Annotated in this window: 10 protein-coding genes; 3 read left to right on the forward strand and 7 right to left on the reverse strand. The window is 72.7% G+C overall.

What is annotated here, in order from left to right; all coding sequences use genetic code 11:
- Window positions 1-8: 8 nt before the first annotated feature.
- From ACGFJ7_RS00805 to ACGFJ7_RS00815, 3 genes are read right to left on the reverse strand one after another with little or no spacing between them, the layout of a single operon-like run.
- Window positions 9-2,060 (reverse strand): xanthine dehydrogenase family protein molybdopterin-binding subunit, encoded by a 2,052-nt coding sequence (locus ACGFJ7_RS00805; protein WP_360241267.1) that lies wholly within the window; start codon window positions 2,058-2,060, stop codon window positions 9-11.
- The gene (locus ACGFJ7_RS00810) at window positions 2,057-3,004 is read right to left on the reverse strand and encodes a xanthine dehydrogenase family protein subunit M (protein WP_360241270.1); all 948 of its coding nucleotides are present in this window, start codon (window positions 3,002-3,004) and stop codon (window positions 2,057-2,059) included. Before ACGFJ7_RS00810 ends, ACGFJ7_RS00805 begins: the two co-directional genes overlap by 4 nt.
- Window positions 3,001-3,474, reverse strand: coding sequence for a 2Fe-2S iron-sulfur cluster-binding protein (locus ACGFJ7_RS00815; RefSeq protein WP_392639999.1), 474 nt, complete (start codon window positions 3,472-3,474; stop codon window positions 3,001-3,003). Before ACGFJ7_RS00815 ends, ACGFJ7_RS00810 begins: the two co-directional genes overlap by 4 nt.
- Window positions 3,475-3,535: 61 nt before the next feature.
- Here ACGFJ7_RS00815 and ACGFJ7_RS00820 point away from each other — a divergent pair, with 61 nt between their 5' ends.
- Window positions 3,536-4,612, forward strand: coding sequence for an NAD-dependent epimerase/dehydratase family protein (locus tag ACGFJ7_RS00820; protein ID WP_392640001.1), 1,077 nt, complete (start codon window positions 3,536-3,538; stop codon window positions 4,610-4,612).
- A gap of 9 nt (window positions 4,613-4,621) precedes the next feature.
- Here the strand turns inward: ACGFJ7_RS00820 and ACGFJ7_RS00825 are convergent, their stop codons facing one another.
- Window positions 4,622-7,588 (reverse strand): putative bifunctional diguanylate cyclase/phosphodiesterase, encoded by a 2,967-nt coding sequence (locus tag ACGFJ7_RS00825; protein ID WP_392640004.1) that lies wholly within the window; start codon window positions 7,586-7,588, stop codon window positions 4,622-4,624.
- A 93-nt stretch (window positions 7,589-7,681) separates the two neighbouring features.
- Between ACGFJ7_RS00825 and ACGFJ7_RS00830 the strand changes: the two genes are divergently transcribed.
- Window positions 7,682-8,323, forward strand: coding sequence for a 50S ribosomal protein L11 methyltransferase (locus ACGFJ7_RS00830; RefSeq protein ID WP_360241282.1), 642 nt, complete (start codon window positions 7,682-7,684; stop codon window positions 8,321-8,323).
- A gap of 61 nt (window positions 8,324-8,384) precedes the next feature.
- On the opposite strand, the gene ACGFJ7_RS00835 is transcribed toward ACGFJ7_RS00830, so the two are convergent.
- Together ACGFJ7_RS00835 and ACGFJ7_RS00840 are read right to left on the reverse strand one after the other, a co-directional pair.
- Window positions 8,385-9,104: an HAD family hydrolase gene (locus tag ACGFJ7_RS00835; protein WP_392640007.1), complete on the reverse strand. Its 720-nt coding sequence runs from the start codon at window positions 9,102-9,104 to the stop codon at window positions 8,385-8,387.
- A 1-nt stretch (window position 9,105) separates the two neighbouring features.
- Window positions 9,106-9,861, reverse strand: coding sequence for an ROK family protein (locus tag ACGFJ7_RS00840; protein ID WP_360241288.1), 756 nt, complete (start codon window positions 9,859-9,861; stop codon window positions 9,106-9,108).
- Window positions 9,862-9,940: 79 nt separating this feature from the next.
- On the opposite strand from ACGFJ7_RS00840, the gene ACGFJ7_RS00845 reads away from it, so the two are divergent.
- A complete protein-coding gene (locus ACGFJ7_RS00845) occupies window positions 9,941-10,753 on the forward strand; it encodes a TrmH family RNA methyltransferase (protein WP_392640010.1) in 813 nt (270 codons plus the stop codon).
- Here ACGFJ7_RS00845 and ACGFJ7_RS00850 read toward each other — a convergent pair.
- Window positions 10,716-11,963, reverse strand: coding sequence for a hemolysin family protein (locus ACGFJ7_RS00850; RefSeq protein WP_392640013.1), 1,248 nt, complete (start codon window positions 11,961-11,963; stop codon window positions 10,716-10,718). The two genes, ACGFJ7_RS00845 and ACGFJ7_RS00850, sit on opposite strands and share 38 nt — an antisense overlap.
- Window positions 11,964-11,968 lie beyond the last annotated feature (5 nt).

An 11,968-nucleotide genomic window follows, 5' to 3' on the forward strand; every position in this document is an offset into this window, starting at 1 on the left:
GGAACGGGCTAGAGGAACGGCAGGATCTTGTCCAGGCGGGCCGGGAGGTCGCGGATCCGGACGCCGGTGGCGTGCCAGACGGCGTTGAGGATGGCGGCGGGGGACCCCACGATGCCGATCTCGCCGATGCCCTTGCTGCCCATCGGGTTGACCGCGGAGTCCTCTTCGTCCAGCCACTCCGCCTCGATGGACTCGATGTCGGCGTGCGCCGGGATGTGGTACTCGGCCAGGTCGTGGTTGACCCATTCGCCCATGGCCGGGTCGAGGACGCCCTCCTCGAACAGGGCCATCCCCATGCCCATCGTCATGCCGCCGATGAACTGGCTGCGGGCCGTGCGCGGGTTCAGGATGCGGCCGCACGCGTACATGCCGAAGAGCCGGGACACGCGCACCTCGCCGGTGACCGCGTCCACCCGTACCTCGGCGAAGTGGGCGCCGAAGGCGTGCTTTCCCTCCTTCTCCTGCCGGCCGACGATCTCCGTGCTGTCGAAGACGACTTCGCTCTGTCCGGTCTCGCGCAGCGACCGGCAGGCCCCGGTGACCGCCCAGCCCCAGGAGGCGCTGCCCGACGAGCCGCCGGCCACCGACGCCTTGGGCAGCGTGCTGTCGCCGATCCGCAGGCGCACCCGGGTGACCGGCACGCCGAGGGCGTCGGCGGCGATCTGGGTCAGGATGGTGCGGGCGCCCGTGCCCAGGTCGGCCGCCGCGATCGCCACCTCGAAGTGGTCCTCGCCGAGGTCGCGGACGCGGGCCGTGGACGGCTGGGCCATCGTCGGGTACGTCGCGCCGGCCACGCCCGTGCCGATCCACCAGTCGCCCTCGCGTCGCTGCCGGGGCCGGGGATTGCGGTTCACCCAGCCGAAACGGTCGGCGCCCCGGCGCAGGCATTCCACGTAGTGGCGTGACGTGAACGGCTTGCCCGAGTCCGGGTCGACCGTCGGCTCGTTGCGCACGCGCAGCTCGATCGGGTCCATGTCGAGCGCCACGGCCAGCTCGTCCATCGCGCATTCCAGCGCCACCATGCCGGGCGCCTCGCCGGGGGCGCGCATCCAGCGCGGCGTCGGCATGTCGAGCCGGGTCAGGCGGTGGCCGGTGCGGCGGTTCGGGGCCGCGTACATGTGCCGGGTGGCCACCGCCGTCTGCTCGGCGAATTCCAGGAGACGGGAGCTTTGCGAGTACGCCTCGTGGTCGATCACGGTGAGCACCCCGTCGGCGGTGGCGCCGAGGCGGACCCGCTGGATCGTCGGCGTGCGGTGGCCGACCATGCTGAACAGCGCCTGCCGGGGCAGGGCCAGCTTCACCGGGTGGCCGGTGACCCGGGCCGCCATCGCGGCCAGGACGGCGTTGGGCCGGGCCGTTCCCTTGGAGCCGAACCCGCCGCCGACGTGCTCGGTCACCACGTGCACCTGCTCCGGTTCGAGACCGAAGAGCGCGCCCACGGTGGCCGCGACGCCGGCCGGGTGCTGGTTCGAGTCGTACAGGATGAGGTCGTCGCCGGACCACACGGCGGTCGTGGCGTGGGGTTCCATCGGGTTGTTGTGCAGTGCCGGCGTCGTGTAGGTGACGTCGACCGTCACCGGCGCCGCGACCGAGACGTCGCCGGCCGAGGTCTCCGAGGGGAAGCTCGGGTTGACGACCGAAGGGGTGTAAAGGTCCGGATGGTCGGTGCGCAGGACGGCGTCGTGCGGCTCCTTCTCGATGGTCAGTGACAGCTCCTGCGCCCCGCGCCGGGCGGCTTCGAGGGTGCGGGCTACGACCAGCGCCACGGCCTGGCCCCGGTAGCTGATCTGGTCGGACTGGAGGACGGCCAGCTCGGGGTCGTCGCCGTCGGCGAGCCGGGGCGCGTTGCCGTGCCAGAGAACGGCGATCACGTCGAGCAGCGGATCGACCTGGACGTCGACGAGCCGCCCCCGGGGCACCGGCGACTGCACGACCCAGGCGTACGCGACGTCGTCGCCCACCTGATACTCGGCCGCGTACTTCGCCGTGCCGGTGACCTTGTCCGGTCCCTCGACGCGCGGCAGCGGCTGCCCGACGGCGCGGTGTGCGGTGGCGGTCATGACGTCAGCCCTTCGAGCACGGAGGCGACCAGGTTGCGGACGAGCGGAATCTTGAAAGCGTTGTCCCGTAGCGGCTCGGCGGCGGCCAGCTCGGCGTCGGCCGCGGCCAGGAAGGATTCCCGCGTGGCGGGCTGTCCGCGCAGCGCCTCCTCGGCGATCAGCGCCCGCCACGGTTTCGGCGCCACCGCGCCGAACGCGAGCCGGACGTCGGTCACCCGGCCGTCCGCGACGGTCACCGCGGCCGCGACGGAGGAGACGGCGAAGGCGTACGAGGCCCGGTCGCGCACTTTCCGGTAGGCCGACTTCCCCTTCAGAACGGGAAGATCGACTGAGGTGATCAGCTCACCGTGCTCGAGGACGGTGTCCCGGGACGGGTCGTCGCCGGGCAGCCGGTAGAGATCGCTGACCGGAATGGCCCGCTGCGACGTGTTCACCACGGCGTCCAGCGCGACCATGGCCACCGCCATGTCCGACGGGTGCGTGGCGATGCAGTGCTCGGAGCCGCCCAGGACGGCCAGGTTGCGATGGTCGCCCTCGCGCGCGGGACAGCCCGTACCCGGCGCGTGTTTGTTGCACGGCTTGGTGGGGTCCATGAAGTAGCGGCACCGGGTTCGCTGCAGCAGGTTGCCCCCGGTGGTGGCCATGTTGCGCAGCTGACCCGAAGCCCCCGCCAGCAACGCCTGGCTCAGCACCGGGAAGTCGCGGCGCACAAGCGGATGGGCGGCCAGGTCGCTGTTGCGCACGCCGGCTCCGATCCGCAGCCCGCCGCCGGGTCGCTCGCTGACCTCGTCCAGGCCGAGCCGGGTCACGTCGACCAGCACGTCCGGCGTGGCCACGCCCAGCTTCATCAGGTCGACCAGGTTGGTGCCGCCGGCCAGGAACGTCGCGCCCGGCTCGAGGCCGCCCTCCGCGTCGGTGGCCGTCCGGTAGGTGAAGGTCTTCACCGGGCCGCCGCCTCTTTGATGGCCGGGACCATGTTCGCGTAGGCCCCGCAGCGGCACAGGTTGCCGCTCATCCGCTCCCGGATCTCGGCGTCGCTGAGCAGATCGTCACCGCCGTCGGTGACCGCGCTCGGCCAGCCCCGGGCCACCTCGTCCAGCATGCCGACCGCCGAGCAGATCTGGCCCGGCGTGCAGTACCCGCACTGGAAGCCGTCGTGCTCCAGGAACTCGCGCTGCACCGGATGATCGACCCCCTCGATGGTGGTGACCGGGGTGCCCGATTGGGTGACGGCCAGGATCAGACAGCTGTTCACCCGGCGGCCGTCGAGCAGCACCGTGCAGGCGCCGCACTGGCCGTGGTCGCAGCCCTTTTTGGCCCCGGTCAGGCCGAGGTGTTCGCGCAGCGCGTCCAGCAGCGTGGTGCGCGGGTCCAGGTCAAGCTCGTGCTCGACGCCGTTCACGACGAGGTTCATGAGTGGACTGCCTACCCCGGCCGGGGTGATTCAACCGCGCCGCCTCGGGTACGGCCAATACATGCGAGTCGTCATCGTCGGAGCCACCGGCAACGCCGGAACCGCCCTGCTGCGCCGTCTGGCCGCGGAACCCGAGGTCGAGGTGGCCGGGGTGGCCCGGCGGCTGCCCGACCCCGTCGGCGTGTACGCGGGCGCGACCTGGCACTCGGTGGACATCGGGGCCGAGGACGCCACCGAGCGCCTCACCGAGGTCTTCACCGGCGCCGACGCGGTGGTGCACCTGGCCTGGCAGATCCAGCCCAGCCACGACCAGCACCTGCTGTACCGCACGAACGTGCTGGGCAGCCGCGCGGTGGCCCGGGCGGTGCTGCGCTCGGGGGCCCGCGCCCTGGTGCAGGCGTCGTCGGTGGGCGTCTACTCGCCGGGGCCGAAGGACGCCTACGTCCGGGAGAACTGGGCCCGGGGCGGGGTGCTCGCCTCCTCCTACAGCCGCCACAAGGCCCAGGTCGAACGGATGCTGGACGCTGTCGAGTCGGAACATCCGACGCTGCGCGTGGTCCGCCTGCGCCCCGGCCTGATCTTCCAGCGGGCCGTGGGCACCGAGATCGCCCGCTACTTCGCGGGGCCGCTGTTGCCGGCGCGGCTGCTGCGGCCGCAGTGGATCCCGGCCATCCCGTCCCACCCGGCCCTGCGGGTCCAGGCCGTCCACGCCGACGACGTGGCCGAGGCGTACGCCCGGTCGGTGCTCTCGGACGTGCACGGCGCCTTCAACATCGCCGCCGGCCCGGTGCTCGACACGCGGGTCGCGGCCCAGGCCTTCCACGGGATCCGGGTCCCGGTTCCGGGCGCCGCCCTGACCGGCGCGGCCGCCCTGTCGTGGTGGCTGCGCCTGCAGCCGATCGACGCCGGCTGGGTGCGGCTGGCCCTGAAGGCCCCGCTGATGTCCTGCGACCGGGCGGCCACCGAACTCGGCTGGCGCCCGGCCCACGACGCCGTCGAGTCGCTGCGGGAGCTGATCGCCGGCATGGCCGACCGCGCCCACGGCGACGGCCCGCCCCTGTCGGCCGACCCCGCCCTCCCGGGCCGCCTCGGCGGCCTGCTCCGGGGGCGCCTGCCCGGCACCGGCAACCCGTACTAGCGCTTTTTTCTATGCGGTCAGCGGCAGGCGGGCGGTCATCTGGCTGAGGGCGTCGGTGCCGTCGACCGGGCTGGAGAAGAGGTAGCCCTGTCCCAGCGGGCAGCCGAGCCAGGACAGCAGGTCGCGGTGGGTCGTGCTCTCGATGCCCTCGGCGATGACCGTCACGCCGTACTGGCGGGCCAGGGCGACCATGCCCTGCACCCGGGCCAGCTGCTCCTGGCTCTGGGCGATGTCGTCGATGGCCGACTTGTCGATCTTCACGACGTCCAGGGGCAGACCATCCAGGTCCGGGCCGAAGTAGTCGGCGGCGATCCGGACGCCGTGCTCCCGCAACTCCCGCAGCAGGGGCCGGACCGCCTCGTTCTCCGGGGTCAGCGCCGTCTCGTTCAGTTCCAGCATCAGGGCGTGCGGCGGCACGGCGGCCCGGGCCAGGGCCTGCTTGACCTCGTCGACGAAGCCGGTCTCGCGGAACTGGCGGACCGAGACGTTCACGCTGACGTACGGCTGGCGCGAGCGCGGCAGGATGCGGCGCCACTGGGCGACCGTGTGCAGCGCCTGCTCCAGCACCCAGCGGCCCATCGGGACGACCAGGCCGCTCTCCTCGGCCACCTCGATGAACTCGGCCGGCTGGACCACGCCGCGGGCCGGGTGGTGCCAGCGGACCAGGGCCTCGTAGCCGACCGGCTCGTCCGAGCCGAGGTCCACGATCGGCTGGTAGGCGAGCACGAACTGCCCCTCCCGGGCGGCGTGGTCGAGAGCCGAGCGCAGCTCCAGGCGCTCGACCATCGCGCCGTGCAGATCGGCCCGGTAGCGGCGCCACTGGTTCTTGCCGGCGCCCTTGGCCACGTACAGCGCCAGGTCGGCCTGGCGCAGCAACTCGTCGGCCGAGTCGGCCTCGGGCGTGGTGGTGATGCCGATGCTGGCCACGGCCATGATGCTCGTGCCGTCGTCGAGCGGCACCGGCTCGGCCAGCGCGGCCAGGATGCGCTGGGCGGTCTCTTCGACCGCACCCGGGTCCTGCACGTTCTCGACCAGCGCGGCGAACTCGTCGCCGCCGAGCCGGGCCGCCGTGTCGTCGGCCCGCAGCGCCCCGGCGATCCGGTGCGCCACCGTGATCAGCAGCTGGTCGCCGACCGCGTGGCCGAGCGTGTCGTTCACCTTCTTGAAGTCGTCGAGGTCGATGAAGAGCACGCCCACGACCGAGCCGTCGCGGGCACCCCGGTGCAGCGCGTGCCCGAGCCGGTCGTGGAACAGCACCCGGTTGGCGAGCCCGGTCATCGAGTCGTGGAACGCCTGATGGGTCAGTTCCTGCTCGAGCCGGCGCCGCTCGGTCACATCCCGCAGGGTCACCACCAGGCCGGCCACCGTCGGATCGGCCCGCAGATCCTGCGCCCGCATCTCCAGCAGCACGGAGGTACGGCGGTGGCCGACCGCCCGGAAGTCCAGCCCCTCCCGCATCGTGTCACCGGCCCGGATAGCGGCCAGCACCTCGTCGAGCCGGCTCCGGTCGCCCGGATGGATCACGCCGGGCAGCAGCGTGCCGCTCGGGTCGGCGCCGAGCACCGTCGCCGCCGACGGGCTGGCGTACCGGATCCGGTCGAACTCGTCGACGATGAGGATGACGTCGGAGGTGTTCTGCACGAGGGTGCGGAAGTACGTCTCGCTGTTGCGCCGGATCACCTCGTGGCTGAGCGCGATCCGTTCCAGCGCCAGCGCCGCTTGCCCGGCCAGCACCTCGACCGCCCGCAGCAGGCCGGGCAGCAGCGCGGTGGGCGCGCCGACGTGCAGCACGCCGAGCAGCGATGCCCCGGCCGGGCGATCGCCGAGCACCATCGGACTGCGCAGGGTCATGCTGAAGTTGGTGAGCCGCACCGCGACCGCCCAGTCGACGTCCTTGGTCGGCACGATCCGGGCCTCGGTGCCGCCGGGCTCGGCCTCGCTTTCGGCGAGCGCCAGCACGACCCCGTGCGAGGTGTCCGGCGGCAGCAGCTCCGCCACCGCGACGCGGACGGCCGCGTTGACCTCGTCCGTGGCGTTGGCCGAGACCAGGGCGGCCGAGGCCCGGCGGAGCGCCCGCTCCCGGGCCAGCGCCTGCCGGTGACTGGCCATGATGCCGGCCATCCGCACCAGCACGAGCAGGAACGTCAGGGCGCTCAGGATCGCGACGACGGTCAGATCAGGCGCCTCGCCGGCACGGAACATCCGCATCACCAGCACCGCCGGCGCCACCATGGAGGCGAGACCGAGCAGGGCCAGCCGGACGCGGGTCAGCTCGGTCTCGGCGGCCGGGGCGGTCCGGCTCAGCTCGATCATCGACGGGTGCAGCGCGGCCAGGCCGGCCGCCGCGTACAGGGCGAAGCCGCCGACAGCGGACAGCGGCCAGGCGGCGTCGGACACCACCATGACCAGCAGGCCGGCGCCGAGGATCCGGCCGGCCGTCACCGGGCGGCCCGCGGTCAGCAGGCGGGTCAGCGTGCCCAGCAGCAACAGGTCGGCCAGCGGGAACGCGATCTCGGCGAAGGCGCCGGTCCGCTGCGGGTCCGGGCCGAGCACGAAGCTCCAGGCGAGCAGCGCGACACCGGCGGTGAGGGTGAGCGCGTCGAGCAGGGCGGCCCGGTCGCGGATCCCCCCGGTACGCCGGCGGATCAGCACGAGGAGCATGCCGGCCAGCACCGGGTAGGCGACCAGCGCCAGCACCGAGCCGGCCGTGGACAGGCCCGGAACGTGGCCGAGAAGCCAGGCCGGTGCCGCGACGGCGGCGGCGCCGACCGAGGAGAGCGCCACCGCGAGACCCAGGAGGCGCCACGGCATGCGGTCGGCCGGCTGGGAACGGCGTACCCCATAAGCGACAGCGGCGACCGCCGAGAGACCACCGGCCACCCGCACGAGGCTCTGCGCCTCGGCCGGCGCCAGCACGAAAAGGACGGCGATCAGCGCCATCCAGCCACCGAAGGCGGCGGCCCAGCGTGCCGGCATTCTTGATCCGCCCCCCACTTCCGCGATCGGTTCCGCGGCGTGCCTGATCGGCCCGGCGCGGGGTGACCTGAGTGAAACCGGCACAATCGTGGTGTGCTCCTCGAGTTCATCCGCGGCAACACCGTGCTCGCACCCGTGCCCTTCGTCCCCGAGCTCTCGCTGTACCAGGCGGAGGAACCGATCGCGCTGTGGGAGAAGACCGAGGAGGCCGGGGCCGAGCAGCCGCCGCCGTTCTGGGCGTTCGCCTGGGCGGGCGGGCAGGCGCTGGCCCGGCACGTGGTCGACCATCCCGACCTGGTGAGCGGGCGCAGCGTGCTCGACCTGGCCACGGGTTCGGGGCTGGTGGCCGTGGCCGCGGCCAAGGCGGGGGCGCGGCCGGTCACGGCCAACGACGTCGATCCGTACTCGCTGGCCGCGGCCGCTGTGAACGCGGAGGCCAACGGCGTCGAGGTACTGACGGTGGAGGCCGATCTGCTGGACACCGACGACCCGTACGGCGTGATCCTGGCCGGTGACGTCTTCTACAGCCGCGAGATGGCGGGCCGGGTCCTGCCCTTCCTGCGGCGCGCGGCCGGCCGGGGCAGCCTGGTGCTGATCGGCGACCCGGGCCGGGCCTACCTGCCGTCCGAGGGATTGACCAGGCGGGCGTCGTACGACGTACCGGTGCCGGTGTCGCTGGAAAGCGTGCCGGTGCGTCACACCACCGTCTGGCAGCTCATTCCCGCCGGAGCCTGAGCGGGGCTCATTCCCGCCGGAGCCTGAGCGGGGCTCATTCCCGCCGGAGCCTGAGCGGGGCTCATTCCCGCAGGAGCCTGAGCAGGGCGAAACCGTCCTCGACGACGTCGTCCGGGGCCGGGCCGTCCGGTTCCGTCCTGGTCCGCGGGGACGGCATGAGCAGGGCCCGGCCGACGCCGGCGCGGCGGCCGCACTCGATGTCGCGGCGCGGGGTGTCCCCGACGAACCAGGATTTTTCGGGCTCCACGCCGAGCGCGTCGGTCGCGTGCCAGATCATCTGCGGGTTCGGTTTGCGGACGCCCACCTCGTCGCTGTAGATCTGGGCGGCGAAGAACCCGCCGATACCGGCCTTGTCGAGGAAGTCACGGTGGGCCGCGCCGGCCAGCGAGTTACTGACCACCGCGAGCGGGATCTCAGCCTGCTCGGCGAAATGCAGCATCTCCGGAATCCCGGCCCGCAGCGCCCAGTCGTCGCGCCACGCCCACTCGTACGCCAGCTTCCGCACCGCCCCGCGCACCGGCACCTGAGCCGCGGGCGGCCAGCCGGGCAGGATGAATCGCTCGAACACCTCGGCCTGGCTCAGCTCGTCCGGCCAGTCCTCGTCGCGCCACCGCGCGTAATCGGCCGCGCCCTTGGTGACCGACCGCTGGATCTCCCCCGGCGACAGCGCGCCCCGGGTCAGATTGAAGATCCGCAGGACGAGACCGGGCGGAGCGCTGCGCTGCGGCGGCGCGTCCGCCAGTACGCCCCCGAAGTCGAGGAGAAGCGCAGCGGGCCGCATGTCAACGAACGGTACCCAACGTCCAGGCCCGGACACCCCCGACGATGCCCGCCGTGTTCGGCACCACCACGACGTCGTCGCCCATGCGGGCCAGCTGGGCGGGAGTGATGAGGCGGGAGTTGCCACCGCCCAGATAGACCCGGTCCCACAGGAAGACCGGCCGCAGCCCCTCGATGACATTGCGGACGCGCCGCGACCAGAGGGCGTCGCCCAGGCGGCGCCGCTCGTGCTCGCCGATGTACGTGTCGTAGGACATCCCCCAGCGCACCGGCGCCTGCGACATCTCCAGGTGCGGCGCGAGCTTGCCGCCGTCGAACAGCGCGCAGCCGAGCCCGGTGCCGAGCGTCAGCACCAGCTCGCACCCGGTACCGGCGACCACACCGGCCCCGTGCACCTCGGCGTCGTTGAGCACCAGCGTCGGCATGCCGAAGGCCTCGGCCAGCGCGGTGCGCGCGTCGAACCCGCTCCACGCCTCGACGAGCTCGGGATCGACCTTGGTGCGGGGCCCGCTCCGCGTCACGTAATGCGGGGTCGCGACCACCACGCCGTGCCGCAGCATGCCCGGCATGCCGACGGTGACCCGGTCGGCGCTGGGCAGGCGCTCCCCCAGCTGCACCAGCGTCTTCACGAAGAGGTCGGGAGGCAGCGGGTACGGGGTCGGGACGCGCAGCGGCTGCGCCCGCATCGTGCCCGCCTCGTCGAGGACGGACCCCTTGATGCCGCCGCCGCCGCAATCGATCGTCAGGGTGAAAGCCACGCCGTCAGTTTGCATGGCGGACACCTCCTCGCCTAGCGATTGTGACTGGCGTGTGTGCGGTTGGGTAGGGTCGACGGCCGTGCGAGTAACTACCCGGAATGCCTCCTTTCAGCAGTGGCAGGCGCTGCTCACCAACCGGACGAAGCGGCACCGCGCCGGCTCGTTTCTGGTTCACGGTGTGCGCCCGATCTCGCTGGCCCTGGACTACGGGTGGGAGATCTCCGACCTGATTTATCCCGACAACCACTCCTTGTCGGCCTGGGCTCGGTCGACCCTCGATCGGTCCGGCGCGCGCCCGGTGGCCATGGCGCCCGATCTGTTCGCCGAGCTGGCCGACAAGGAGTCGGCTGAGCTGGTGGCCGTGGTCCGCGTTCCGGAAATGGCGGATCTGCCGCGCGGGAGCGACGATCTTCTCGTGGTCGTCTTCGACCGGCCGTCCACGCCGGGCAACATCGGGACGCTGATCAGGTCGGCCGACGCGTTCGGGGCGGCGGCCGTGGTGATCACCGGGCACGCCGCCGATCCGTACGACCCGAAAGCGGTCCGGGCCAGCACGGGTTCGCTCTTCGCGCTGCCGGTGATCCGCGCCGACGGCCACGAGGAGGTGCTGAGCTGGGTGTCCCGGCTGCGCTCGGAGGGACTTGACGTGCGGCTCGTCGCTACCGACGAGCACGGCACGGTCGACGTGGCCGACTACGACCTCACCGGGCCGCGCGTGCTGCTGGTGGGCAACGAGACGACCGGGCTCAGCGCCGGCTGGCGGGAGGCGGCCGACGCCATGGTCCGCATTCCGATCACCGGGGCGGCCAGCTCACTGAACGCGGCCACCGCCGCCTCCGTCGTGCTCTACGAGGTCAGCCGGCAGCGGTCGCGCGGATCCGCACACGGGTGATCGCCCGGCCGGTCACCTCGGTCACCTCGGCCGTGAACTCGGGCAGCGCCACCACCTCGCCCGGGCAGGTGGGGATGTGCCCGAGCGCCTCCAGCACCATGCCGGCCACCGTGGTCGAGTCGCCCGCGGGGTGGAAGCCGAGGTCGGGCAGGTCGTGCACGGGGAACGAGCCGGGCATCGACATGGCGCCGTCCGGCTCGTGGACCACCGCCGCCACGTCCCGGTCGGTCTCGTCGTAGATCTCCCCCACGATCTCCTCGACCAGGTCCTCCATGGTGACGATGCCGTCGATGGCGCCGCGCTCGTCGACCACGAAGGCGAGTTGCCGCCGCTCGCCGCGCAGCTGCATGAGGGCGTCGGAGACCCGTAACGTCTCGGGCAGGAAGACGCCGGGGCGGCAGTGCTCGTCGACGGTGCCGGCGACGTCGACCAGGTCCCGCAGGTGCACCGTGCCGACCACGTCGTCCAGGCCGGCCGGGCCGACCACCGGGGCCCGCGAGTGGCCGCCGTCGATCAGCAGGCGCAGCGCGTCGTGCGCGGACGCGCCGCTGGGCAGGGTGAGCACGTCGCGGCGGGGCACCAGGATCTCCCGCAGGATCCGGTCGGCGATATCGAAGGCGCCACTGATGATGGTCCGCTGCTCGGCCGAGAAGTCCTGCTGGGCCGCGACCATGTCGCGGATCTCCTCGGTGGTGACCTCCTCGCGCTGGGCGGCCGGGTCGCCGCCGGCCAGCCGGACGATCAGGTTGGTCGAGGCGCCGAGCAGCCAGACCGCCGGTCGCGAGATCATCGACAGCACGTCCAGCGGCCGGGCCACCAGCAGGGCCCAGCCCTCGGTGCGCTGCATGGCGATCCGCTTGGGCGCGAGCTCGCCGATGACCAGGGTGACGAAGGTCAGCAGCACGGTCACGACGAAGATCGCGGCGGGCTCGGCGGCGCTGCCGAGGAAGCCGAGCGGCCCCACGAGCGGTTCGGACAGCGACACCGCGGCGGTGGCCGAGGCGAGGAAGCCGGCCAGCGTGATGCCGATCTGAATGGTGGCGAGGAACCGGTTGGGGTCACGCGTCAGCCGGGCCAGCACCCGCCCACCGCCCGACTGCCGTTCGAGCCGCTGCACCTGGCTGTCGCGCAAGGAGACCAGGGCCATCTCGCTGCCCGAGAAGACCGCGTTGACCAGGACGAGCACGAGCACCAGGACGATTTCGCCCATTCGCC

This window comes from Actinoplanes sp. NPDC048988, from assembly GCF_043197815.1.
Taxonomy (GTDB): Bacteria; Actinomycetota; Actinomycetes; order Mycobacteriales; family Micromonosporaceae; genus Actinoplanes.

What these genes read in the sequence shown, in the direction of transcription:
- ACGFJ7_RS00805 (WP_360241267.1), bottom strand. Translation starts at nt 2,060, where the DNA reads ATGACCGCCACCGCACACCGCGCCGTCGGGCAGCCGCTGCCGCGCGTC.
- ACGFJ7_RS00815 (WP_392639999.1), bottom strand. Translation starts at nt 3,474, where the DNA reads ATGAACCTCGTCGTGAACGGCGTCGAGCACGAGCTTGACCTGGACCCG.
- ACGFJ7_RS00820 (WP_392640001.1), top strand. Translation starts at nt 3,536, where the DNA reads ATGCGAGTCGTCATCGTCGGAGCCACCGGCAACGCCGGAACCGCCCTG.
- ACGFJ7_RS00825 (WP_392640004.1), bottom strand. Translation starts at nt 7,588, where the DNA reads ATGCCGGCACGCTGGGCCGCCGCCTTCGGTGGCTGGATGGCGCTGATC.
- ACGFJ7_RS00835 (WP_392640007.1), bottom strand. Translation starts at nt 9,104, where the DNA reads ATGCGGCCCGCTGCGCTTCTCCTCGACTTCGGGGGCGTACTGGCGGAC.
- ACGFJ7_RS00850 (WP_392640013.1), bottom strand. Translation starts at nt 11,963, where the DNA reads ATGGGCGAAATCGTCCTGGTGCTCGTGCTCGTCCTGGTCAACGCGGTC.